This is a genomic window from Geobacillus sp. CX412, from assembly GCF_027942335.1.
Classification (GTDB): domain Bacteria; phylum Bacillota; class Bacilli; order Bacillales; family Anoxybacillaceae; genus Parageobacillus_B; species Parageobacillus_B toebii.
The window spans coordinates 633,229-658,210 of sequence record NZ_CP103461.1 but is presented as its reverse complement, the minus strand read 5'-3'; the positions used below and the strand labels follow the sequence as shown (position 1 = coordinate 658,210).

The following is a 24,982-nucleotide window of genomic DNA, read 5'->3' as shown; positions in this document are numbered from 1 at the left end:
ATTAGATGGATAGCTCTTTCGATAACAAATACATTTTTTGGTCAACGGTATGTTTGTTTGCTAATGCTTCCACAATATCATGGTCGACAAGCTGATTATTTTGGATGCCGACGCAGCGGCCGCCTTTGCCTTCTAACAATAGCTCTACTGCCCGTGCACCTAAGCGGCTGGCTAACACACGGTCAAACGCGGTTGGAGAACCGCCGCGCTGAACATGTCCCAACACTGTGACGCGCGTTTCAAATCCTGTCGCTTCTTGAATTTTCTTTCCAAACTCGACTCCGCTTCCGACACCTTCAGCAACGATAATAATACTATGTTTTTTGCCTCGTTCATGACCACGCTTTAACCGTGCAATAACATCATTCATATCGTAATCGGCTTCTGGAATCAAAATCGTTTCTGCACCTCCAGCAAGCCCTGACCATAACGCAATATCCCCAGCATGACGCCCCATTACTTCAATCACATATGTTCGTTCATGCGATGTAGCAGTATCACGAATTTTGTCAATCGCGTCAATCACCGTGTTTAAAGCCGTATCGAAACCAATCGTAAAATCTGTTCCAGGAATGTCATTGTCAATGGTTCCTGGCACCCCGACACAAGGAAATCCGTGCTCTGTTAATTTTTTGGCACCTTGATAAGAACCATCTCCACCGATGACGACTAATCCTTCAATCCCGTGTTTTTTCAATTGTTCAATCCCTTTTAACTGCCCTTCTTCTGTCTTAAATTCCGGACAGCGCGCCGTATACAGTATTGTACCTCCGCGATGGATAATATCGCCGACATCCCCTACTTCTAATTTTTTAATTTTCCCAGCAATCAAGCCAGCATACCCATAATAAATTCCAAATACTTCTACTCCATGATAAATCGCCTTACGGACGACAGCGCGAATCGCTGCATTCATACCTGGTGAATCTCCGCCACTTGTTAACACACCTATACGTTTCATGTTGCCACCTCATTCGCTCATTGTTTCACAAAACATTTAAAAACGTCTGACCTCATACCTTTAAAACACATCTATAAAATAACACGAAGCATAACAGAACACAATAGACAAGTTTATTGAAACGGCTTACAATATAACAAAGCTGCCCCATAGAATGAGACAGCCTTGCTTTTATCTTACCCAAATGTCATCACGAGAAAACGCAAATTGCCCGATCTGTTTAAATTTTTCATATCGCTGTTGAACAAGCGTTTCCCCATCAAGCTTTAAGAGCTGCTTTAGCGATCGTTTCAGCACTTTATCAATTTCCGCCGCTTGTTGGTCCACATCGCGATGGGCACCGCCGCGGACCTCCGGAATAATTTCATCAATCACCCCAAGTTCTTTTAAATCATTCGCTGTAATTTTCATCGTTTCCGCTGCGCGTTGGGCAAGCGACGCATCTTTCCATAAAATCGCAGCGGCTCCTTCTGGAGAGATCACAGAGTAAGTAGAGTTTTCCAGCATATGAATATGATTGCCAACGCCGAGCGCAAGCGCGCCGCCGCTTCCCCCTTCACCAATAACGATGCAAACAATCGGTACCGTAAGTCCTGCCATCTCAAATAAATTTCTGGCAATCGCTTCGCTTTGCCCGCGCTCTTCCGCTGCTTTTCCGGGATATGCCCCTTTTGTATCAATAAAACAAATGATTGGCCGTTGAAATTTTTCCGCCTGTTTCATCAGACGCAATGCTTTTCGATATCCTTCTGGATGCGGCATTCCAAAATTACGTCGAATATTTTCTTTCGTGTCTTTTCCGCGCTGATGACCAATGACTGTCACAGGCAGACCGTCATATTTGGCGATCCCTCCAACAATTGCCTCATCATCTCCAAAACAGCGGTCACCATGGCATTCCAAAAAATGAGTAAACAGCCGCTCAATGTAATCAAGCGTTGTCGGACGATTCGGGTGACGCGCAATTTGAACGCGGTCCCATGGAGTTAAATTCGCATATATGTCATTTTCCAATTTTGCAAGGCGCGCTTCCAATTTTTCAATTTCCGATGAAAGGTCTACATCTGTGCTTTTCATAAATTCTTTTAACTCACTAATTTTTTTGCGCAATTCTATAAGCGGCTTTTCAAATTCTAACTCTGCCACCATCCGTGTCCCCCTCCTCCTTGATGAATATCAAGCACGGTCGTTAATGTATCTTTTAAATCATGGCGATGAATGACGGCATCAAGCTGCCCGTGTTTTAATAAAAACTCTGCCGTTTGAAAGTCTTCTGGAAGTTCCTCCCTTACCGTTTGTTGAATCACGCGTCGGCCCGCGAAGCCAATGAGCGCTCCTGGTTCTGCAAAATTATAGTCTCCCAGCGAGGCAAAACTTGCGGATACCCCTCCGGTAGTCGGATGTGTCATCACCGAAATAATAAGACCGCCCTCATCGCTGAACAATTTTAAAGCGGCGCTTGTTTTGGCCATTTGCATTAAACTTAATACTCCTTCCTGCATGCGCGCGCCTCCGGAAGCCGTAAAAATAAGAAATGGTACATGGAGCTCTCTCGCTTTTTCAATCGCTCTCGTAATTTTTTCACCAACAACAGAACCCATGCTTCCCATCCGAAACGCCGAATCCATCACAGCGATCACAATCGGGTATCCATTTAACGTTCCTTCGCCAGTAATGACCGCTTCGTTTAGGTTCGATTTGCGGCGGTCTTCTTCGAGTTTTTCTATATATCCTGGAAACTGCAATGGATTCACTGACACCATATCCGCATCATATTCATGAAAACTTCCTTCGTCTAACAAGCTATTAATTCGTTCACGGGACGGCATCGTATGATGATAGCCGCAGCTCATGCAAACCCTCAAATTTTTTACCAGTTCTTTCGTATACATAATTTTTTTGCACTTGGGGCATTTTGTCATAATTCCTTCTGGAACTTCGCTTCTCACTTTTTCGGAAGGAATCGATGCATATTTCTTCTTTTTTGTAAATAAGTCTTTCCACATGAGGTGCTCCCTCCTCCACTTTTTCACTCTATCATTACTACTGTATCGGAAATGAGTAATATTTTTTGTAAAACGGTGTCATCTTTCTTTCGACAATCGATGTTGCGTATATGTTTCCCAAATTTTCGCCACAGCGGCAACATCCCGCTTCGCAAACGCTTTTAGCATCTGTTCATAAAATTCATCTGGAAATGCATCCTCATCATAGATTGTTTGCGAAAAGTTATGGAGCACGCGCCAAATCCGTTCGAGCAAATAGTTTTGTGAAGCTACTGTCACCCATTTGAAAAAAAGCTCATAACTGATCATTTTTTGTCGAACGCTTTTTTCAAGTTGAGCCAGTTCCTGTTCTGTCCATCGTTGGCAAGCAAGCTGCAAACAAAGCTGTTCTATAAGCCTTTTCGTTTCCGCTAAATCTTCTTTTGCTCGCTCATCTTGTAAAATAAACATTCCGAGTAAATTAATAAGCTGATGATTCCCAACTTCTTTGATATACGTTCCTTCTCCTCTTCGCGTTTCAATTAAGCCGAGAAATTCAAGCGCTCTTAACGCCTCGCGCACAGAAGAGCGACCGACTTGCAGACGCTCTGATAATTCTCGTTCAGAAGGTAGTTTATCGCCGGCGACAAGTCCGTCTTCGCGAATGATCCGGCGGATTTGTTCGAGCGTTTCAATGTATACTTTTGCGTCTTTTACTTGTTACCCCTCCCTGCATGCTTGCTCTATGCATTGTTCAGGAAATTCTAATGAAATCATGTATTTCTTTCCTCCAATTTCCATCACTGGTCTGACCACTTAATGCTTATACGATATAACAAAATTGAAAAATAGTAAAGAAATAAATTATTTTACTACAATATGTTCATCCCCTAGCAGCGCTTTCAATGAAGCGATACATTCATCTGTTAAAGCGACATCATATTCTTCCGTAAGCTTCACCATCTTTTGCTCTTGCTCGTAATATAGAAAGACAGGCGTTTTTCCATGATATTTTTGCAGCAGCTCTTTTAGCGTAAACAATTTTCCAGACGCTATATGTTCCGGACGAATTTTTACATAAAGCGCCTCCATCGCAGGTACGTCTGCTTTGCGAATGACCAGCTGCGCTTTCCTTTACGAACCTCTACTTTTCCTTCTAATAACCGCACTGTTCCCTTTTTTAAAACTGAAGAATAACGACGATATACATCTGGAAACGCAACCACATCCATTTCCCCGCTTTCATCACTAACCGTAAAGAAAGCCATTTCCTCTCCTGTTTTCGTACGTGTTTTTCTCTCTTCCACAATATATACACCCACTTTAACAGGAAAGTCCGTTTTTTCCCTTATTACACTCATGACTGAGCGGACACCATCCAAACGGAACACCTTCCGATAAGCAGATGTTGGGTGAGGAGAAACATAAACACCGAGCAATTCTTTTTCGTACATTAACTTTTCCTCTAATGACAAAGAAGGTGCTTCTACATATTTTGGCTTCAATGATATATCTGAAAATAATCCTTCTTCGACATACGGACCAACAAGCTGCGCATGTTCTAAAGCAACATCGACGCTTGCTAATAATGATGCTCTTTCGATTCCAAATTCATCAAAGCAGCCTGACAAAATAAGAGATTCTATCGTTTTTCGGTTGATGCCTTTTCCGAATAAGCGAACACAAAAATCAAAAAAGTCCGCAAAAGGCCCCTTTTTTCGCTCTTGTACAATCGCTTTGACTGCCGCTATTCCAACATGTTTAATCGCGGCTAAACTGTAGCGAATCTTTTCATGCTCCACTGAGAAAGAATAACGGCTTTGATTAATCGAAGGCGGCAATAATTCAATCTGTTTTCGTCTTGCTTCATAAATATATAAAGATACTTTTTCTTCGTCTCCGATCACGCTCGTTAATAATGCTGTATAAAAATAAAGCGGATAATGGGCTTTTAAATAAGCAAGTTGGTAGGAAAGCATGCTATAAGCAACGGCATGACTTCGGTTAAACCCATAATTAGCAAAACGGACAATCATATCATATACATCATTTGCAAACCCTTCGTCATAACCTTGGTCGATACAGCCTTGTACGAACTCATTCCGCTGTTGATCTAAAATTTCTTTTTTCTTTTTCGCGACTGCCCGGCGCAATAAATCTGCTTTTCCTAGCGAAAAACCGGCAATGTTCGCAGCGATTTGCATAATTTGTTCTTGATAAATAAGAACACCATATGTCGGCGCTAAAATCGGCGCTAAATCTGGATGAAGATAAGAAACTTTTTCTTCTCCGTGCTTTCTCTTTATATACGAAGGAATGTAATCGATCGGTCCAGGCCGATATAACGCGTTCACCGCCACGATATCCTCAAATTGTGACGGCTTCAATTGCTTTAATACCTGCTTCATCCCATCCGACTCTAACTGAAAAATTCCATTGGTGTCTCCCTTGCTGACCAGCTCGTATGTTTTGCGGTCATCAAGCGGAATGGAACGCACATCGATGGTTTTTCCAGTTTGTTGCTGAATAAGACGGCATATATGTTCAAGCAATGTTAACGTGCGCAAGCCAAGAAAATCCATCTTTAATAGACCTAGCCGCTCTAATGCGTCCATCGGGTATTGCGTTAAATACAATTCACCATGGCCTTGCTGCAGTGGAACGATTTGGGAAAGCGGCTCACTGCTAATAATCACACCCGCCGCATGTGTCGAAGTATGGCGCGGAAGTCCTTCAACCTTCATTGCGATTGCAATCCATTGTTTCAACAAGGAAGAAGCTTGAACCGCTTGGCGAAAAGCAAATGATTGATGATATGCTTCTTGAATCGTTATTCCATGTTTGTTAGGAACATACTTGATGATGTTTTCCATCTCTTTCGAATCAATCTGTAACACTTTGCCAATGTCCCGGAGGGCCGCTTTAGCGCCAAACGTACCGAACGTAATGATTTGCGCCACATATTGTTGTCCATACTTATTGGCGACGTATTGAATAACTTCTCCACGCCGGTCATCGGGAAAATCAATATCAATATCCGGCATTGACACCCGTTCTGGATTTAAAAACCGCTCAAATAATAGACCATATTGAATCGGATCGATGTCTGTAATATAAAGTGTATACGCGACAAGCGATCCTGCTGCCGACCCTCGCCCTGGACCCGTAACAATCCCTTTTTTTCGAGCGAAATTCATAAAATCCCAAACGATAAGAAAATAATCACTGAAATCCATTTGCTGAATGACATCGAGTTCATATTCAAGCCGTTTGATGTAAGCATCAGAAGGGGACGAAACTCGTTCATATAGTCCTTTCAGACAAAGGCGCCGCAAATAATGATCTGCGTTTTCCTTTTCTGGAACAGGGTATTTCGGCAGCTTTAATGTGTCCAAGCTGATATGAAGATGGCATTGATCCGCGATTTTCCTGCTGTTTTCCACCGCCTCGGGCAAATCAGAAAACCGCTTTTTCATTTCCTCTGGCGATGTTAAATATCGTTCTCCATCTGTCGCCATCCCCGTTTTTATCACCGCGCCTTGTTTGATCGCTAATAAACAGTGCTGCACAAACGCATCTTCTTTTTCAATATATTGAACATCGTTTGTTGCCACAAGCGGGGTATTGGTTTCGTTGCTTAAATGAATCAACTGCTGCTCATATGGTTCTTGCTGCTTATTTTCTCCTCGCTGTACGGAAAGGTAAAAATCATCTCCAAAAATTTGCTTATATCGTTCTAACACTTGCTTTGCCTTTGTTATTTCGTTATGGGCAAGCAATGTTTCAATTTGCCCGCTTTTTCCTGGGGTTAGTGCAATTAATCCGCCACGATAATGCCATAGCCATTTTTCTGGAATTCCTTCTTGTGTTTTCGTTTGAATCGTACTGCTTATTTTTATTAAATGCTGATAGCCTGTTTCGTTTTTTGCTAATAAAACGAGCGGATATGTGCTTTCCCCCTCCAGCACAATGTCTGTGATCATCCCAATAATCGGCCGAATGCCGTAACGTTTACATTCCATATAAAAAGGAATTGCTCCGTACAATACGTTTTCATCTGTTAATGCCAGTGCAGAAAATTGCAGGTCTTTTGCCTTTTTTACCAAATCGCTGATTTTCGCTGGACTTGTTAACAGGCTGTAACAGCTGCGAACGTGAAGGTGAACAAACGACAACAATCTCCCCCTCCTTTTCCTCCATTATAGTGGACAAAACTTTTTCATTGCAAAACATACTCTTCCCCGATCGTCCATATACATAGTAAAAGAAAGGGTGGGGCGAGTATGAGCGAAAAGATGCCATTTTTGCCTGCTTTTATTCAAAGTTATTTTATTGCTGTCGGCGTGCTGTTAGGCGGTGCGATGATCGGGGCGCTCGGCGCGTTTTTAAGCGGAGAACAGCCGCTTACGGCAATGTATCGATTTGCCGGTGATTTGCGAATTTGGGCTGTGGTTGCTGCCATTGGAGGAACGTTCGATACGTTTTATATGGTAGAACGGGGATTCTTTTTTGGGGAAACTCGCGACATTATTAAACAGTTTCTTCTCATTCTTTCCGCGATGGGAGGCGCGCAGACAGGCGTTACCATTATTACTTGGCTGACACAGGAGCATATTTCTTCATGAGAATCCCGCCTCATTACAACTATCCAACATGGCAGCGTTTTTTTGCCGGCGTTGCGATCGGAGCGCTCATCAGCTGGTTTGTTTTTTTACATTTATTCGGCGTCTTGCAAGAAAAACAAGTTCGAAAAATCATCGAACTTCAAGACAAAATTGCCGATTTGGAAGATGAAATCCGCATTTGGCAAGAAGACTACGTCAAACAGAATAAAATAAACAAAAAAAAATTAATGGTACAAGAAATTTCTGTCCACCTCGTCAACGCGGAGCAATATAAACTTGACTCTTATACGACGTTTCGCATTGAAGAAAGCGTAAAGGAGGATGTTTCCCACTTAAAAGCAAAAGATATCGAAACCGTTTATAACAGCCGGGAGTTGCTAAAGCGGGCTATTGAAAATAAAACATACACCATCAACGAGCAACCGTATAAGCTGGAAATTTATCAGATGTTCGTCTTTACTACTTTATCGATTGAACTAAAATTAAAACCGCTGCCTTCCTCATAAAGAGGAAATGTCCCGGATCTTGCCATACCGGGACATTCCTTCATTTTATTGAGAAAGACACGCTGCTTTCAAATCTTCAATGACGCGGTCCGCATCATCCCAAGAATCAATCGAAGCGCCTGCGGCAAGCGGATGGCCGCCGCCGCGATATTTTTTCGCTACTTCATTGACAATTGGGCCTTTGGAACGAAGGCGGACGCGAATTTCTTTCTCTTCCTCGATAAAAAATACCCATGCGACAACTCCTTCGATATTGCCAAGAAGGCCAACTAACTGCGATGCTTCGGAAGCAGTAACGCCATATTGCTCAAGCAGCGATTTCGGCATTTTTATCGCTGCCACTCCTTCTTTCGATACCGTAAAATTTTGCAGCACATATCCACTTAAATGCGCCACATTCAACTTCGTACGATACAATCCATCATATAGCTCCGTCAATGAAAATCCATATTGAATCAGTTCGCTTGCATAACGAAACGTTTTTTCGCTCGTTCTTGGGAAAAGGAAACGGCCTGTATCTCCGACAATCCCCGCGTAAATAAGACGTGCCGCTTCTTTTGTCATCACAAGTCCTTCTTCTTTACCAGCTAAATAAAATTCATAAATCATTTCGCTTGTGGAACTTGCGTTTGTATCTACCCATAATATGTCTCCATATGGGTCTTCGTTTGGATGATGGTCAATTTTAATCAATTGTTTGCCAAGCCGATAACGATCATCGCAAATCCGATCTGTATTTGCCGTATCACAAACAATCACGAGCGCATTTTCATATGTTTTGTCTTCAATGACATCCATCCGCCGTAAAAATTGCAACGACTCTTCTTCCTTCCCAACCGTATACACCGTTTTTTCTGGAAAAGAGGCTTTCAAAATCTCCGCCAATCCCCCTTGTGACCCATACGCATCAGGGTCTGGGCGCACGTGGCGATGAATGATGATCGTATCAAATTGATGGATCGCTCTTAAAATTTCCAAACATTTCTCTTTCATCTTTCTTCCCCTTTTTTGCGGCTGTATTTTTTTTCATTATACGCGAACAAGAAAGGTCATTGCTAGAATTCTTCCTCATTTCTATGTACAATAAGGTAGAAAGAAATAATGGAGGGTTCTATTTATGCCAACACTCGTGATTTTCATTATATTTTCCTTTTCTTTTTACGTCTATTATAAAATAAAGTATTTTCGCTCCCACCGTCCGATGGAACGACGTTGGCTTTCCGCCAAATCAAGCATTGCTCTCGGTCTATTCGTGTTCTTTTTCGGATTAAATCAGTTTTTTCTCCATTCTTCCACCATCACCTATATTATCGGTACTATTTTCTTGCTAATTGGCGCCGGAAGCGCGTGGGCGGGCTATCGCGCCTATAAGCATTATTTGCCTCTCGTTTTGGAAGAAGCAAAACAAACAGCAAAAAACGGGGCGTAAATCGCGTCCCGTTTTGATACGACTTCTAACGGTCAATTAATTGACACATCATTAGCGCTTTTCCAACGACGACACCTTCGTTATACACTTCCACATCGACTTTTCCAAATTTCCGTCCAATTTCTAGCAGTTTCGCTTTCACATCGATCGTGCTTTCGATTTGCACTGGTTTAATAAAATAAATCGTAATATTTTCAATCACTAAATCTCCGCGTTTATATGCCCGAAGCGCACGCGTAGCCGCTTCCGTCACAATCGTTGTAAATACTCCATACGATAGTGTTCCTAAATGATTCGTCATTTGCGGAGTAATCGTGCAGCGAAACATCTCCTCTTTCCCGTCACTATTGGCTTCCTGAAATTGGCTTGTAATAATATCATCAATGGTTTCACCAACTTGCGGCTGGCGTTGAATCATCTGAAGCGCTTTTAATACGTCTTGGCGGCTAATAATTCCTTGAAGCCGGTTATGTTCGTCAACAACTGGCAATAATTCGATGCCTTCCCATACCATGATATGGGAAGCGGAGGCGACCGATGTCTTTCCTTTTACCGTGATCGGGTGCTTTGTCATCGCCTTTTCAATCGGCAATTTTCGGTCAAAATCAAGCACATCTTTTGTAGTAACAACTCCTTGTACTTTTAACTGCTGATCCACAACCGGAAACCGGCTATGTCTTGTTTCACGATTGAGCTCATACCAACGTTCAATCGGATCGGTCGTATATAAATATGCTGTTTTTTCAAGCGGTATTAAAATATCTTCGACAAGAACAATTTCCTTTTTAATTAACTGGTCATAAATCGCTCGGTTAATCATCGTCGCTACTGTAAACGTATCGTAGCTTGTCGAAATAATCGGGAGCTGTAATTCGTCTGCTAATTTTTTTACATGGTCTTCCGTATCAAATCCGCCGGTGATTAATACGGCTGCTCCGGCTTCGAGCGCCCGTTCATGCGCTTTCGTACGGTTTCCAACAATCAACAAATCGCCAGCGCCCGTATAGCGCATCATCGCTTCCAACTGCATCGCGCCAATAACGAACCGGTTCAGCGTTTTGTGCAATCCTTCGCGCCCGCCTAACACTTGCCCATCAACAATGTTTACCACTTCTGCATACGTAAGTTTTTCAATATTTTCTTTCCTCTTCTTTTCAATCCGAATCGTACCGACCCGTTCAATCGTGCTCACATACCCTTTATTTTCCGCGTCTTTAATGGCGCGATAGGCGGTTCCTTCACTTACCCCCATTTCTTTCGCAATTTGCCGCACAGAAATTTTTTCACCGACCGGTAAACTATGAATATATTGCAAAATTTGTTCGTGTTTTGTCATCGCCAAGTTTCTTCACCCTTTACATAGTCTCCTATTTTCATTATACGGGTGGAGCAAATTCAATTCAATGAAACGACCAAACACACTTGTTCCTAAAAAAGCGCCTCCATAAGAGACGCTTTTTCATTTATAATTCAATACCTTCTCCTGGTTTTAATACACGTCCTACGCCATCAGGAAGCAGCGCAACAAATTGGTGCGGATCTTGGGCGATGACCGGGAACGTATTGTAGTGAATCGGCACGACTATTTTCGCGCGAAGCCATTCCGCCGCAACCGCAGCATCTTCCGGCCCCATTGTGAAATTATCTCCGATCGGCAAAAATGCGACATCAATAGAATTGCGCTCACCGATCAGTTTCATATCCGAAAACAACCCCGTATCTCCAGCGTGATAAATCGTTTTGCCTTCGGCGGTGAATAAAATTCCAGCCGGCATACCCAAATAAATAATTTGCTTGTCCTCTGTCACATAACCGGAACCATGGAACGCTTGCGTTAATTTCACTTTTCCAAAATCAAATTGATGCGCTCCCCCGATATGCATCGGGTGGGTATTTACTCCTTGCCATCCTAAATATGTAGCTAATTCAAAAGGAGCAATGACGAGCGCGTTATTTTTCTTAGCCAGCTGCACTGTATCCCCAACATGGTCGCCATGACCATGAGTAAGCAAAATGACATCTGCTTTCACATCTTCCAATTTTAAATCTGTCGCGCCGTTACCTGTAATAAATGGATCAATAAAAATCGTTTTCCCATTTGTTTCAATTTTTACGACGGAATGTCCATGATATGTTACTTTCATGATCATCCTCTCCTTTCATCATTATTATTCGCGGTGGTGGATGCATTTCCCTGCCCATACGCTTATAAACATTTACATTTTCTTATATTCCTGCTACTCTCAAAGTATATAGAAAGGAAGGGTGCAGAATGAACAAACGACTTCAATTATTTTCCGAGTGGCTTCAAGAACAACATATTTCATTTGCGCTTATTACGTCAAGTCCGAACGTCTTTTATTTAAGCGGGTTTTATTGCGACCCTCACGAGCGGCTTTTAGCGTTGCTCATCTTTCCGCAAGAAGAGCCGGCATTAATTTGCCCGCAAATGGAAACGGCACGCGTAAAACAAGCTGGATGGACATACGAAATTATTGATTACACCGATACAGACAATCCATGGCAGCTGCTTGAGCATCATGTTCGCTCAAGAAATATTGCTGTAGAGCGAATTGCTGTCGAAAAAAGCCATCTTTCTCTCGAACGATACGAACTGCTTCATACCTATTTCCAAGCGCGTTCATGGATAAACGCGGAAGAAAAGCTGCGGCAATTGCGAATGATCAAAGAGGAGAAAGAAATTGCCGTATTGCGCCAGGCGGCAGAACTTGCAGACTATGCCGTCGAAGTAGGAGTAAACGCAATTGCCGAAGGGAAAACAGAACTAGATATTATCGCAACCATCGAATACGAAATGAAGAAAAAAGGCGTACGGGAAATGTCGTTTGCCACGATGGTACTGACCGGCAAAAACACCGCTAACCCACACGGTGTGCCGGGACTGACAGCTATTCAACGTGGTGATTTTGTTCTATTTGATTTAGGCGTCATTGTGGACGGCTACTGCTCTGATATTACAAGAACGGTTGTCTTCGGTGAAGCGACAGAGGAACAGCAAATGATTTATGATACGGTTCTGCGCGCGCAGCTTGCGGCGATTGATGCCTCTAAACCAGGCGTGGAAATCGGCAATGTCGACCGAGCCGCAAGATCGATTATTGAACAGGCAGGATATGGTCCATATTTTACACATCGCGTCGGCCACGGTTTAGGCATCGAATTACATGAATATCCATCTATGAATGCAACAAATACGATGCCGCTAGAGCGCGGTATGACGTTTACCATTGAACCTGGCATTTATGTTCCTTCTGTCGGCGGGGTGCGTATTGAAGACGATGTGTTCATCACCGATAACGGTGCAGAAATTTTAACGAAATATCCAAAAGAGCTTATAATCGTTTAAAGACAGATAAATAAAAGAAGCGGTCTTTCGGGATGTTGCCGAAAAGGCCGCTCTTTTTGTCGAAAACAAGATTATGATTGTTGCAGCAATGTTTTCGCATCTTTATAAGGCAATCCATGTGCCTGCGCTACCGCCTCATACGTAATATAACCGTTCAACGTATTAATTCCTTTCAACAACGCTTCGTTTTGCAAACAAGCTTCTCGATATCCTTTATTAGCGATTTGCAGCGCGTAAGGTACGGTAACGTTTGTCAGCGCAAATGTTGACGTTCTTGGCACCGCACCAGGCATATTCGCTACTGCGTAATGAACAACTCCATGTTTCACATAGATTGGATCATCATGGGTTGTAACGCGATCGGTCGTTTCAAAAATTCCTCCTTGATCAATAGCAATATCCACAAGAACAGAACCTGGTGACATTGAACGAATCATTTCTTCTGTGACAAGTTTTGGCGCTTTCGCTCCTGGAATTAACACCGCACCAATCACTAAATCAGACTGTTGCACTGATTCGGCAATATTATACGAATTTGACATTAACGTCGTCACACGATCCCCAAATAAATCGTCGAGCTCGCGGAGCCGATCTGGATTAATATCTAAAATCGTCACTTCCGCTCCAAGACCAACTGCCATCTTCGCCGCATTGGTTCCAGCAACCCCGCCGCCGATAATCGTTACTTTTCCGCGGCGCACTCCTGGTACACTTCCTAATAAAATTCCTTTCCCGCCATGCGGTTTTTCTAAAAACTGCGCTCCCACTTGTACGGACATTCGCCCCGCCACTTCACTCATTGGAGTTAATAATGGAAGCGAGCCATTTGGCAACTGCACCGTTTCGTAAGCAATTCCGACTACTTTTTTTTCGATTAATTCTTTCGTTAGCGCTTCTTCCGCCGCTAAATGTAAATACGTAAATAAAATAAGACCTTCGCGAAAGTAAGAATACTCTTGTGGAAGCGGCTCTTTCACTTTCATGACCATTTCGGCCGACCACGCTTCTTGCGCCGATGAAACAATCGTTGCTCCTGCTTTTTCATATTCTTCGTCGAAAAATCCTGAACCAAGCCCCGCTCCTTTTTCTATATATACCTCATGTCCTGCTTTCACTAATGTCATTACTCCGGCCGGTGTGATCGCTACTCTGTTTTCGTTATTTTTTATCTCTTTTGGAACACCGATTTTCATTGCAACGAATTCCTCCTAGTTCATTTGCTTACTATAACATATTATTTTGTTAATAAAAGGTGAGATCATCATTACTTATCTTTCTCCTATTTTCACTTAAATAAACGATCACTTTTATCTATCAAATGTTTTTTTTCACATCCAATGGAACATAGAAAAACAGAAAAATCACCCCACTGCATCGAGCAAGGTGATTTTTGGAAAAATGCGCTTATGTCCAGTATCGATGAATAACATTTACTCCTCCTGTCACATCGATGATCGCTCCTGTAATCATGTCTGAATCTTCTTCGCATAAGAAAGCAACAACACGAGCGATATCTTCCCCTGTTCCCGAGCGCCCAATTGGTGTCTCATTGTCTTTTATTGTACGCGAATAGGCGATCGTCGCTTCTTTCATCTCTCCAACAATATTGCCTGGGCAAACCATATTAGCTGTAATGCCATATTCCGCTTCTTCTAGCGCGATTGTTTTCGTTAATGACACTAACCCGACTTTTGCGGCACTGAACGCGGATCGGTTCGGCCATCCCGGCGCTCCTGCCGCACCTTGAAAACCATATGTAATAATGCGGCCAAATCGCTGTTTTCTCATCACTGGAATCGTTTTTTTCAATAAATGAAATACCGCACTTAAATTTCCTTCAATCATTTCGTACCACTCATCTTCTGTATAATCAGCTAATTTTTTTCGCTCAAAAATATACGGCCCTGCGTTATTAATTAAAAAATCAATCCGCCCAAACCGATCTAACGCCGCGTCCACAAGCGCAGATAAATCCTCTTTTTTTGTGACGTCACCGCGAACAAATTGAAGTCGCTCTTTTAGATGGGCATACTTTTCTTGCAGTGATTGTACCGCTGTTTCATCACTCCGATAATTGACGGTTACCGAATATCCTTTTTCTAACAACAGTTCCGTTACTTTTCTCCCCAGCCCTTTCGCTCCGGCTGTGATGAGGGCATGTCGCACATCTACTCCTCCTCACCTTAACAACTTCCTGTCTTTACTTTACTATAAAGATATGTCTAAACGCATCTATCTCGCTTAAAAAAATCATCATGGCGCATAAACACCATGATGTAGTGGAAATTATTCACCAACTTCACGCTTTGGATTATAGTGAAGTTCATCACGATCAACAACCCCGCTATGATATGCATCCATAATTTGCTCGCTAACCATTTTTACTGCATCTTCATCATAATCGAAATCTTTTCTATAGTTTTTTTCCATAATTATATCCCTCCTCGTTCATAGAAATATCATACATATGGTAGTTTCTCATTACTTGTAGCAGGTATACTAATAATAGAGATAGCACTTTTATCCAAAGGGAGTGGAGAACAATGACAATGACGTATAAGACGATTGTTGTTGCCATTGATGGTTCCAAAGAAGCGGAATGGGCATTCAAAAAAGCGATCCAAATTGCTAAACGTAATAATGCGAAACTTATTCTTTCTCACGTCATTGATTTACGGAGCTTTGCCGCCCCATTTGAATTATATGACAGCACCGCCGTTAAACGGTCTGAAGAATACGCAAAAGAGCTTTTAAACGGTTACCAACAACAAGCGTTGGACGCTGGATTAAACGATGTGGTCATCGACATTGAATTTGGCTCCCCAAAAGTAAAAATCGCTAAAGATGTAGCGCAAAAATATAAAGCTGATTTGATCATCTGTGGAGCAACAGGATTAAACGCAGTCGAACGCCTGTTAATTGGAAGCGTTTCCGAACATATCACCCGCTATGCGAAGTGCGATGTGCTTGTCGTGCGAACCGAAAAAGAATAAAGAAAAACACTCCGCAGCATCCGCTACGGAGTGTTCACTATTTTTTTAGCTTTTTCCAACGCTTTTCTTACTTCGGAAAAACCTGTTCCGCCCGCGCTATTGCGGCGGTTAACAGCGGTGTATGGCTTAAGCGCTTCATATATATCTTCTTCAAACAACGGTGACGCTTCCTTATAGACATCCAGCGGCAAATCGGCTAAAAATACGCCTTTTTCAATACAAATTAGCACGAGTTTGCCAACAATCTCATGCGCCTCGCGGAATGGTACCCCTTTGTTGGCTAAGTAGTCGGCAAGCTCCGTTGCATTCGAAAAATCTTGTTTTGTCGCTTTTTCCATAACATCGACGTTTACTTTCATCGTTTTAATCATACCAGCGAAGATTTTCAGCGATCCAGTGACCGTTTTCACCGTATCGAACATGCCTTCTTTGTCTTCTTGCATATCTTTGTTGTACGCAAGCGGCGTTCCTTTCATCACTGTCAAAAGCGCTAATAAATTTCCGTATACCCGTCCCGTTTTTCCGCGAATTAATTCTGCCATGTCCGGATTTTTCTTTTGCGGCATAATGCTGCTTCCTGTGGCGAACGCATCGTCAATTTCAATAAATTGAAACTCTTGGCTTGACCAAAGAATAAGCTCCTCGCAAAAACGTGATAAATGCATCATCAGCATGGAGCTGTTGCTTAAAAATTCAATGATAAAATCACGGTCGCTCACCGCATCGATACTGTTTTCGTAGATGCCGTCAAAGCCAAGAAGCTCCGCGGTCAAATGACGGTCAATTGGAAACGTTGTTCCAGCGAGCGCTCCTGCCCCGAGCGGTGATTTATTAATGCGCTTTAATGATTCACGGAATCGCTCGCGGTCGCGTTCAAGCATCCAAAAATACGCAAGCAAATGATGGGCAAACGAAATCGGCTGCGCCCGCTGCAAATGTGTATATCCCGGTACAATTGTTTCCACGTGCTCCTCCGCTTTTTCGACAAGCACCTTTTGCAATTCTTGAATAAGCGCGATGATTTCCGTTACGCGTTTGCGCAAATATAAATGCATATCGGTTGCCACTTGGTCGTTGCGGCTTCTTCCTGTGTGCAGTTTCCCACCGACAGGGCCAATTTCATCAATAAGCATTTTTTCAATATTTAAATGAATATCCTCGTAGGCAACAGAAAATTCGAGCTTGCCTTGTTTCGCTTTTTCTAGCAGCGTAAACAGTCCGGCCTTGATTTTCTCCACATCCTCACTTGGCAAAATTCCGCATTTGCCAAGCATCGTTGCATGAGCGATGCTGCCCTCTATGTCTTCTTCGACTAACTCTTGGTCGAATGGGATCGACGCTCCAAACTCGTCGACCCACTCTTCCGCTGTTTTCTTAAAACGTCCTCCCCAAAGCTTTTTCACACGTTCACCTTCTTTTGATTGTTGACGATGCTGTATACTTTCGTTGGCAATCCGTACAAGGAAATAAAGCCAACGGCCGCTTGATGATCAAATTGGTCATCCGCCGTATATGTCGCAAGCTTTTCGTCGTATAAGGAGAACTCTGATTTGCGCCCTTCGATAATCGCATGCCCTTTAAACAGCTTCACACGCACCACGCCAGTTACGTTCTTTTGCGTTTCTTTTAAGAAAGCGACAAGCGCGTCTTTAATTGGTGAGAACCACAAACCGTTGTAAATGACTTCCGCTAATTTTTGCTCGATAATCGGTTTAAAATGCGCTACTTCCTTTACAAGTGTTAAGTCTTCTAATTCTTTATGCGCCTTAATTAACGTCATCGCTCCAGGACATTCATACACTTCGCGCGATTTAATGCCGACTAGGCGGTTTTCGACATGGTCGATGCGTCCAACCCCATGTTTTCCGGCAATGGCGTTTAACTCCAAAATTAGCGAAGCGAGCGAATACGGCTTGCCGTTTAATGTCTTCGGCACGCCTTGTTCAAAACCGATTTCAATGATTTCCGGCACATCCGGTGTATTCTCCAACGCTGCCGTTAATTCGTATGCTTCTTCCGGCGGAGCCGCCCAAGGGTCTTCTAAAATACCGCACTCGTTGCTTCTGCCCCATAAGTTTTGGTCAATCGAAAACGGACTGTCTAGATCGACTGGAATCGGAATGCCATGTTTTTTCGCATACTCGATTTCCTCTTCACGCGACCAGCTCCATTCGCGAACCGGCGCGATCACTTCCAAATTTGGATTTAGCGCTTTAATGGATACTTCAAAGCGAACTTGGTCGTTTCCTTTTCCTGTACATCCATGCGCAACAGCAACCGCCCCTTCCAATTCCGCAATTTCCACTAATTTTTTCGCAATAAGCGGGCGCGATAAGGCGGAGACAAGCGGATATTTTCCTTCATAAAGCGCATGTGCCTGCAATGCAATAAGCGCATATTCATCAGCAAATTCTTCCTTGACATCAATAACATATGACTTAATCGCTCCGACTTTTAACGCTTTTTCTTTCACGAAATCAAGATCTTTTCCTTCTCCAAGGTCTAAACAGCAAGCAATGACATCATAACCTCGCTCTTGCAGCCACTTAATCGCAACAGATGTATCTAAACCACCGGAATACGCCAGCACAAGTTTCGGATTCGTCATATTGTATTCCCCTTCCCTTTCACATAAATATACTTGCACATAAATAAATATTCACTAAGTATATTATCACTTTATCAGTTTTTATAAGGTTTTTCAATAGTTATTCATAAAAAAGTATAAAAATACTGAAAGTTGGTTCTTTCTGTTCTTTTTTATAAAATAGAAAATAAGGGAAAGCGAGGGAGAAGCATGGAGCAATATTTCATTTATGATCAACGTCTTGGCATTCCATTGCCGAAACTTGAAAAAGACTGGGAGGATTATAGCGAAGACGAACAACACGCAATTTTGCTGCGATGGGAAAATATTCGTGGAACCATTCCCGACCGTATTGCCGAATTAGAAAAAATTATTAACGAAAAACAAGATCAGTTGAGTGATGAAAACGATTTTGAGCGATCATGCCGGTTAAATTCGGAAATAGCCGAACTCGCCTCGATCATCAACGATTTATGGATTTGGTATCGGATGAATCAAACGGTATCGATGCGCGCTCATCAATAAAACAATGAAGGAGCGAAAAGATGGCAGAAAAATGCTCCTTCTTTTTTTGCCTCTGGATACAATATACTATTTTATTTTTAAATAATATATTGAATATTTTTTCTTTTGCAATTATTATTGATATTGATTCTACCTTTTACAACAGTGGAGGGGTATAAATGCCAAATAAAACGTCCCATTCTTCATTAACCACTTCTTTTTCTTGGGAGACCGTGTTTCAACATTACGACTGGAATCCACGTGAACGTTTCAATGTCGCCATGAAGTATGTGACCGCTATGCAGAAGATCCAACTCGCATTGCTCTGTTTTACGAAAACCATTTAGGGGAAAAGCGAGCCATCACCTATCGAGAATTGCGGGATTGGTCGAACCAAATGGCGAATGTATTTCGCAAACTTGGAGTAAAAAAAGGAGATAGAGTTTGCGCTCTTCTGCCTAAAAATCCTGCTCTGGTCGTTTATATTTTAGCTGCTTGGAAAGTTGGCGCGGTTTATGTTCCATTATTTACAGCGTTTGGTCCACAGGCGATTGAATATCGGATTAATCATTCTGAAGCAAAAGTGATTTTGACGAATAAAGAACAACGTTCAAAATTACCTCCAAGAGAAAAAATGCCAACATTAGAGCATATTTTTGTCATTGATGAAACAAATGACCATAATGATTTATCATTTTGGGAAACGCTTTCAAAAGAGTCTGTCGATCATCAGACCGAAGAAACAACTGTGGACGATTTACTAGCTATCCAATACACATCCGGATCGACGGGGATGCCTAAAGGAGCCATGTGGTCGCACAACTTGCTCATTAACATATATCCTTATATGCGATACGCCATCGATTTACGGGATGATGATGTATTTTTAGGAGGAGCCGATCCGGGATGGGCTTACGGGCTGATCTTTTGCACATTTGCGCCAATGTGCTTTGGCGTGCCAATCGTCTTTTACGAAGGACCGTTTAAACCAGAAACGTACTATTCTCTTATGGAAAAATATCATGTAACGAATTTCGCTTACGCACCGACCGCTTATCGCGCGATGGTCGCAGCAGGAGCAGAATTAATCAATAAATACAATATCCGCGTGCGGGCAATGAGTTCCGCGGGAGAACCGCTTAATCCGGAAGTGATCCGCTTTTTCCAAAAACATTTAGGGGTTACTGTCCACGACCAATATGGGCTATCGGAAACGTTAATGCTGATCGGCAATTTCAACGCGGTTGACATGGAGATACGCCCTGGTTCGATGGGATGGGTGCTGCCGGGATTTGAAGTCGCGCTGCTCAGCGAAGAAGGCGTTCCGGTAGAGGACGGAAATGTTGGACAAATTGCTTTTAACACGAATTCCATTCCAAACGTGTTCAAAGGTTATTGGAAAGATCCTGAAAAAACGGCGGAGAGATTGATGGGAAATTGGTTCCTCACTGGAGACTTGGCAACGAAAGACGCGGACGGATACTTTTGGTTCCAAGGCAGGGCCGATGACATCATCTCTAGTGCCGGATATCGCATCGGGCCTTTTGAAATAGAGAGCTGTCTCATCGAACATCCAGCGGTAGTGGAAGCAGCGGCCGTTGGAAAACCAGATCCGTTAAAAGGGGAAATCGTCAAAGCCTTCGTCGTATTGGCAGATGGATTTACTCCATCAGACGAACTAGCGCAAGAATTATCATTATTCGTGAAAAACCGTTTATCAAAACACGAATACCCTCGCGAAGTGGAATTCGTAACGGAACTGCCTAAGACGCCTAGTGGAAAAATCCAGCGATTTATCCTACGCAATCAAGAAGTCGAAAAACAAAAAAACACCTAATCAGGCAAAAAAGTGTCCGATTCCTTGAACGGACACTTTTTTGCTTTCATCGTAAATCTTTCCTTATTTCCCGCACCACATGGCCAAGCTCCGGCAAAATCAATTTTGTCATCGCAAGGCGCACCGCTCCCGACGACCCTGGGGTGGAAAAAATCGCTGTATCGTTCGCTACGCCGGCAATCGCCCTCGATAATATCGCGGCTGAACCGATATCTTCCGTGTAGCTTAACATGCGAAACAACTCGCCAAAGCCAACGATTTCTTTTTCGATGATTTCTTTTACTGTTTCAATGGTCACATCCCGTTTAGCGATGCCTGTGCCGCCGTTTGTTAGCACCACATCAATATTTGTCTGTTCGCATCCGTGCAAAATCGCCTCTCGAATCGCTTCTTTTTCATCTTTTACGATTTCATAACTGACAACTTCATGACCAGCTTCTTTTAATAAATCCATCATTAATTTTCCGCTCTTATCCGTGTCTTTTGTCCTTGTGTCACTAATCGTAATGACTTTACAGCGGACGATGTGCGGTGCTTCTTTTTTATGTTCCGTAACGCTCATATCGATCACCTATTTGATTAAAATTTTTTATAAAAAAGCAGCCTTCATAAAAGGCTGCTTTTATTCCATATTAACCAATATTCGCCAGTCTGACAACATCCCGCGCAATCATGACTTCTTCGTTCGTCGGGATGACTAACACTTTTACCGGGGAGTGTGGATAGCTAATGAACGCCTCTTTGCCGCGCACTTTATTTAATGCAGGATCCCAGTATACTCCCATAAATTCAAGGCCGCGCAAGACTTTCGCACGGATCACTTCACTGTTTTCGCCAATTCCAGCCGTGAAAATGATCGCATCTACACCGCACATGCGCGCCGCATAAGAACCGATATATTTATGAATGCGATTAGCAAATACTTCAAGCGCCAGCTCAGCACGTTTATTTCCTTCTGCCGCAGCTTTTTCAAGGTCGCGCAAATCGCTAGAAAGACCGGAAATTCCAAGCATTCCGCTTTTCTTATTTAATACTTCAAGCACTTCATCCGCAGTCATTCCCGTTTTTTGCATAATGTAAGGGATAAGGGCTGGGTCAATGTTCCCTGAACGCGTTCCCATTGCTACACCAGCGAGCGGCGTAAAGCCCATGGACGTATCGATCGATTTTCCTCCTTCTACTGCCGCGATGCTGGCACCATTTCCAAGATGGCAAGAAATGAGGCGAAGCTGTTCAATCGGGCGGCCAAGCAATTCGGCAGCACGTTGTGTTACATACTTATGAGACGTACCATGGAACCCGTATTTGCGAATGCCAAATTTCGTATAGTACTCATATGGAAGGCTGTATAAAAACGACTGCTCCGGCATCGTTTGATGAAAAGCCGTATCAAACACCGCCACGGCAGGCACATTTGGCAATACTTCTTGAAATGCTTTAATACCGATGATGTTTGCCGGATTATGAAGCGGAGCAAGCTCAGATACTTCTTCAATTTGCTTTAATACTTCATCAGTAATCAGCACGGAATCACTGAATTTCTCCCCGCCATGCACAACGCGATGACCAATTCCGTCAATTTCTTCAAACGAACGAATAATACCGTGGCTGATTAGCTTGTCAAGCAGCATTTTCACAGCTACCGCGTGGTTTGGAATCGCTGTCACTTCTTGGATTTTTTCACCGTTGACCGTAATTGTAAAAATCGCATCGTCAAAACCGATTCGTTCCACGATTCCTTTCGTTAGAACGGTTTCGTTCGGCATCTCAAATAATTGAAACTTTAAGGATGAACTACCCGCGTTAATCGCTAAAATTTTGGACATATTTCAAACAACTCCTTTAATTTATCGCTATCGTTATTTTGTTCGGTTTTTAATTATTTCACTATACTTTTTCATTGTATGATTGTTCATCCACCCTTTCAAGCAAATTATTTGTGATAATTTGGTGACAAGCCTATATTTTTATCTTTCGAAAATAAAAATAATTACTATCTTCTGAAAATAAAAACAGTTCCCACTTATCACGGGAACTGTTTTACTTCCCTTTTTCTTCTGTAACCCATTCATCAATTTTTCTCATCATCGCCTGCATCGCCTGTTTATTGGAGAAACGGGGAAGTTCCGCTAACAACGCTTTTTTCGGTGCTTTTACGTTTTCTCCTTTCTTTTGCAAAATAAAAATGCTTTTTGCTGCTTGTTCTGTTTTAAACATCGATAGCGGCAGTTGCAACAATCCTTGAATAACCGCATGCTCTTTAATAAATTCATGCAATTTTGCCGCTTGGTCACTTGAAAATAATGTATTTGGAATTAAGAAAAACAAGTAGCCGCCTTCTTTTGTATAATACAAGCTTTGTTCAATGAACAAATGATGGGCGTATGAATGTCCTTCTTCCGCCTTTAATGCAAAGCGAGAAGCATTTTCTTTATGTGGATAATAACCGACAGGCAAATCACACACGACTACATCTGCAAGCTCTACAAATAGCGGCTGCAGCCCATCTTGATTAAAAAGCTGAATCGCGTGTTTTTGCAAATTCGCGTTCACATATGCCAGCTTGATTAATACATCGTCCACATCCACACCGTAACTTTTCGTTTGCTTCCCTTTAAGATGGTTAAGCACCGTTGTCAGCAAATTCGCGGTACCGACGGCAGGATCAAGAATGGTAAGCGCCAGATGTTGGCGAGTAAATTGATTGACTAAATAGCTTATAAATAAACTAACCGCATCCGGGGTCATTTGATGATGCGGTTGTGTATATTCCTTCATTCCTTTTAACACCGCAAGCTGAAATGCTTTTCTTATTTCTTCATTCGTAAACCGTTCGAGTTGAATGTCGGCATATTGTTTTTTGAGACGTTTCGCGTTGACTTCGCTCACTTCTTCTTGAAGGACATCGCCGTGAAACACATTTTCTCCCGTTTCTGCCACCGCTTCTAAATAGGTGCATTGTAATTCATCTTGCAAAATTTTGGCTGTTTCATCAAATAATGTAAACAAACGTTCTACTGGAGTTGCCATTGTTCCTCCACCTTTCCGTAAGTGTCCAATATTTTATTGTACGATGTGCACAATCCAATAGCAAGAAGGATAAACGAACATTTGCCGATCGCAAGCCTGTGTCGATAAAATAGGAAAGACCTCGAACAAGTCGAGGTCTTTTCGGTTATTTTGCTGCTTTTGCCGCTTCGATGGCCGCTTCGTAGTTCGGATGATTTGTTACTTCCGGCACATATTCCACATATGTTACAATATCGTTGCTGTCAATGACAAACACCGCGCGTGCCAGTAAACGCAATTCTTTAATCAGCACGCCGTACGCTTGCCCAAAGGAAACATCGCGATGGTCAGAAAGAACTTGTACGTTTTCCACACCTGCCGCCCCGCACCAGCGTTTTTGCGCAAACGGCAAATCAACGCTAATCGTCAATACTTTCACATTATCCAATTTTGCTGCTTCTTCATTAAACCGGCGTGTTTGCGCATCACAAACGCCTGTATCCAGCGACGGAACAACACTGATCAAGCGGACGTGGCCTTTCGTATCAGCGAGCGTGACTTCCGATAAATCGTTAGCCAATACTTTAAAATCAGGTGCTTTGTCTCCCACTTTCACTTCATTACCAACTAATGTTACCGGTTGTCCTTTAAATGTAACTTGCGCCATTGGTCTTCCCCCCTTAAAATATGTACTACTGTCATCATAAAGGGAATACCAAAAAATTTCAATGGTTTCAACTTATCAAATATCAAAATCGTGTTTTTCTGTTGGCGAATCCTTTTTATTTTTCTTTAACATCTCTTGAATTTTCTCAATCGCCTGCGGTGCCACATCCAATATCTTTTCATATAAATGAGTGCTTTCGTCAAGATGAAGCAGTTTTACTCCCGAAGAGTTAACGATCAAAAAGGCAATAGGCGTAATGGAAACACCGCCGCCGCTTCCGCCGCCAAATGGATGCTCACTAGCCTGTTGTTGACTAGCGCCATTGCCATCCATCATAAATTCACTACCACCCGCCGCAAATCCAAAACCTACTTTGGAAACCGTTAAAATGATACTTCCGTCTGGCGTTTCGACCGGATCACCGATAATTGTATTGACATCAATCATTTGTTTTAAATTTTCCATCGCTGTTGTCATAAGCCCTTGAATTGGATGATTGCTCATGCAAGATT

At 42.6% G+C, this 24,982-nt stretch carries 23 protein-coding genes and 2 pseudogenes; 7 read left to right on the top strand and 18 right to left on the bottom strand.

From position 1 onward, the window contains the following. Position 1: 1 nt before the first annotated feature. The 5 genes and pseudogenes from pfkA to dnaE all read right to left on the bottom strand — a co-directional run bounded on the left by pfkA (position 2) and on the right by dnaE (position 7,121). The gene (gene pfkA, locus NXM86_RS03400; protein WP_015864786.1) at positions 2 to 961 is read right to left on the bottom strand and encodes a 6-phosphofructokinase; all 960 of its coding nucleotides are present in this window, start codon (positions 959 to 961) and stop codon (positions 2 to 4) included. 171 nt (positions 962 to 1,132) lie between these two features. Then, positions 1,133 to 2,110, bottom strand: a complete 978-nt coding sequence (gene accA / locus NXM86_RS03395; RefSeq protein ID WP_015864787.1) for an acetyl-CoA carboxylase carboxyl transferase subunit alpha — start codon at positions 2,108 to 2,110, stop codon at positions 1,133 to 1,135. Next, positions 2,095 to 2,967: an acetyl-CoA carboxylase, carboxyltransferase subunit beta gene (gene accD, locus NXM86_RS03390; RefSeq protein ID WP_015864788.1), complete on the bottom strand. Its 873-nt coding sequence runs from the start codon at positions 2,965 to 2,967 to the stop codon at positions 2,095 to 2,097. The genes accA and accD overlap by 16 nt, the downstream gene beginning before the upstream one ends. Positions 2,968 to 3,045: 78 nt before the next feature. Next, positions 3,046 to 3,642, bottom strand: a complete 597-nt coding sequence (locus NXM86_RS03385) for a FadR/GntR family transcriptional regulator (RefSeq protein ID WP_089098014.1) — start codon at positions 3,640 to 3,642, stop codon at positions 3,046 to 3,048. Between the two features lie 168 nt (positions 3,643 to 3,810). After that, positions 3,811 to 7,121: pseudogene (gene dnaE / locus NXM86_RS03380) on the bottom strand (DNA polymerase III subunit alpha). 108 nt (positions 7,122 to 7,229) lie between these two features. Between dnaE and ytrH the strand changes: the two are divergent. Both ytrH and ytrI read left to right on the top strand, forming a co-directional pair. After that, the gene (gene ytrH / locus NXM86_RS03375; protein WP_015864790.1) at positions 7,230 to 7,571 is read left to right on the top strand and encodes a sporulation membrane protein YtrH; all 342 of its coding nucleotides are present in this window, start codon (positions 7,230 to 7,232) and stop codon (positions 7,569 to 7,571) included. Then, positions 7,568 to 8,077: a sporulation membrane protein YtrI gene (gene ytrI / locus NXM86_RS03370; RefSeq protein WP_015864791.1), complete on the top strand. Its 510-nt coding sequence runs from the start codon at positions 7,568 to 7,570 to the stop codon at positions 8,075 to 8,077. The genes ytrH and ytrI overlap by 4 nt, the downstream gene beginning before the upstream one ends. Before the next feature lie 45 nt (positions 8,078 to 8,122). On the opposite strand, the gene NXM86_RS03365 is transcribed toward ytrI, so the two are convergent. Then, positions 8,123 to 9,070 (bottom strand): DHH family phosphoesterase, encoded by a 948-nt coding sequence (locus NXM86_RS03365; RefSeq protein WP_015864792.1) that lies wholly within the window; start codon positions 9,068 to 9,070, stop codon positions 8,123 to 8,125. Between the two features lie 124 nt (positions 9,071 to 9,194). On the opposite strand from NXM86_RS03365, the gene NXM86_RS03360 reads away from it, so the two are divergent. Further along, on the top strand, positions 9,195 to 9,506 hold the full coding sequence (locus NXM86_RS03360) for a YtpI family protein (RefSeq protein WP_089098016.1): 312 nt from the start codon (positions 9,195 to 9,197) through the stop codon (positions 9,504 to 9,506). A 25-nt stretch (positions 9,507 to 9,531) separates the two neighbouring features. On the opposite strand, the gene NXM86_RS03355 is transcribed toward NXM86_RS03360, so the two are convergent. Continuing rightward, positions 9,532 to 10,842: a CBS domain-containing protein gene (locus NXM86_RS03355; RefSeq protein ID WP_062679264.1), complete on the bottom strand. Its 1,311-nt coding sequence runs from the start codon at positions 10,840 to 10,842 to the stop codon at positions 9,532 to 9,534. A 127-nt stretch (positions 10,843 to 10,969) separates the two neighbouring features. Next, complete coding sequence (locus NXM86_RS03350; RefSeq protein WP_015864795.1) at positions 10,970 to 11,650, bottom strand: metal-dependent hydrolase; 681 nt, start codon at positions 11,648 to 11,650, stop codon at positions 10,970 to 10,972. A 128-nt stretch (positions 11,651 to 11,778) separates the two neighbouring features. On the opposite strand from NXM86_RS03350, the gene NXM86_RS03345 reads away from it, so the two are divergent. Next, the gene (locus NXM86_RS03345; protein ID WP_062754962.1) at positions 11,779 to 12,873 is read left to right on the top strand and encodes a M24 family metallopeptidase; all 1,095 of its coding nucleotides are present in this window, start codon (positions 11,779 to 11,781) and stop codon (positions 12,871 to 12,873) included. A 71-nt stretch (positions 12,874 to 12,944) separates the two neighbouring features. On the opposite strand, the gene ald is transcribed toward NXM86_RS03345, so the two are convergent. From ald to NXM86_RS03330, 3 genes are all read right to left on the bottom strand, one after another. Further along, positions 12,945 to 14,066 carry an alanine dehydrogenase gene (gene ald, locus NXM86_RS03340; protein WP_062679238.1) on the bottom strand — a complete coding sequence of 374 codons (1,122 nt, stop codon included), beginning with the start codon at positions 14,064 to 14,066 and terminating at the stop codon, positions 12,945 to 12,947. Between the two features lie 211 nt (positions 14,067 to 14,277). Next, positions 14,278 to 15,039, bottom strand: a complete 762-nt coding sequence (locus NXM86_RS03335; RefSeq protein WP_015864798.1) for an SDR family oxidoreductase — start codon at positions 15,037 to 15,039, stop codon at positions 14,278 to 14,280. A gap of 120 nt (positions 15,040 to 15,159) precedes the next feature. Next, positions 15,160 to 15,303 (bottom strand): hypothetical protein, encoded by a 144-nt coding sequence (locus tag NXM86_RS03330; protein WP_015864799.1) that lies wholly within the window; start codon positions 15,301 to 15,303, stop codon positions 15,160 to 15,162. Positions 15,304 to 15,416: 113 nt separating this feature from the next. Here NXM86_RS03330 and NXM86_RS03325 point away from each other — a divergent pair, with 113 nt between their 5' ends. Further along, positions 15,417 to 15,866, top strand: coding sequence for a universal stress protein (locus NXM86_RS03325; RefSeq protein WP_015864800.1), 450 nt, complete (start codon positions 15,417 to 15,419; stop codon positions 15,864 to 15,866). A gap of 23 nt (positions 15,867 to 15,889) precedes the next feature. On the opposite strand, the gene argH is transcribed toward NXM86_RS03325, so the two are convergent. After that, positions 15,890 to 17,269, bottom strand: coding sequence for an argininosuccinate lyase (argH, locus tag NXM86_RS03320; RefSeq protein ID WP_015864801.1), 1,380 nt, complete (start codon positions 17,267 to 17,269; stop codon positions 15,890 to 15,892). Next, on the bottom strand, positions 17,266 to 18,474 hold the full coding sequence (locus NXM86_RS03315; RefSeq protein WP_015864802.1) for an argininosuccinate synthase: 1,209 nt from the start codon (positions 18,472 to 18,474) through the stop codon (positions 17,266 to 17,268). The genes argH and NXM86_RS03315 overlap by 4 nt, the downstream gene beginning before the upstream one ends. A gap of 189 nt (positions 18,475 to 18,663) precedes the next feature. Between NXM86_RS03315 and NXM86_RS03310 the strand changes: the two genes are divergently transcribed. Both NXM86_RS03310 and NXM86_RS03305 read left to right on the top strand, forming a co-directional pair. Beyond that, the gene (locus NXM86_RS03310; RefSeq protein ID WP_015864803.1) at positions 18,664 to 18,978 is read left to right on the top strand and encodes a hypothetical protein; all 315 of its coding nucleotides are present in this window, start codon (positions 18,664 to 18,666) and stop codon (positions 18,976 to 18,978) included. A gap of 158 nt (positions 18,979 to 19,136) precedes the next feature. Further along, positions 19,137 to 20,794, top strand: a pseudogene (locus tag NXM86_RS03305) (acetate--CoA ligase). A gap of 46 nt (positions 20,795 to 20,840) precedes the next feature. Here the strand turns inward: NXM86_RS03305 and NXM86_RS03300 are convergent. The 5 genes from NXM86_RS03300 to ytfJ form a co-directional block, all read right to left on the bottom strand. Beyond that, complete coding sequence (locus tag NXM86_RS03300; protein ID WP_062679240.1) at positions 20,841 to 21,356, bottom strand: MogA/MoaB family molybdenum cofactor biosynthesis protein; 516 nt, start codon at positions 21,354 to 21,356, stop codon at positions 20,841 to 20,843. Positions 21,357 to 21,426: 70 nt separating this feature from the next. Continuing rightward, positions 21,427 to 22,620: an acetate kinase gene (locus tag NXM86_RS03295; RefSeq protein WP_062754972.1), complete on the bottom strand. Its 1,194-nt coding sequence runs from the start codon at positions 22,618 to 22,620 to the stop codon at positions 21,427 to 21,429. A gap of 214 nt (positions 22,621 to 22,834) precedes the next feature. After that, complete coding sequence (locus NXM86_RS03290) at positions 22,835 to 23,824, bottom strand: class I SAM-dependent methyltransferase (protein ID WP_015864806.1); 990 nt, start codon at positions 23,822 to 23,824, stop codon at positions 22,835 to 22,837. Positions 23,825 to 23,969: 145 nt separating this feature from the next. Then, positions 23,970 to 24,470 carry a thiol peroxidase gene (tpx, locus tag NXM86_RS03285; protein WP_015864807.1) on the bottom strand — a complete coding sequence of 167 codons (501 nt, stop codon included), beginning with the start codon at positions 24,468 to 24,470 and terminating at the stop codon, positions 23,970 to 23,972. Positions 24,471 to 24,545: 75 nt separating this feature from the next. Beyond that, the gene (gene ytfJ / locus NXM86_RS03280) at positions 24,546 to 24,974 is read right to left on the bottom strand and encodes a GerW family sporulation protein (RefSeq protein ID WP_015864808.1); all 429 of its coding nucleotides are present in this window, start codon (positions 24,972 to 24,974) and stop codon (positions 24,546 to 24,548) included. Positions 24,975 to 24,982: the final 8 nt, after the last annotated feature.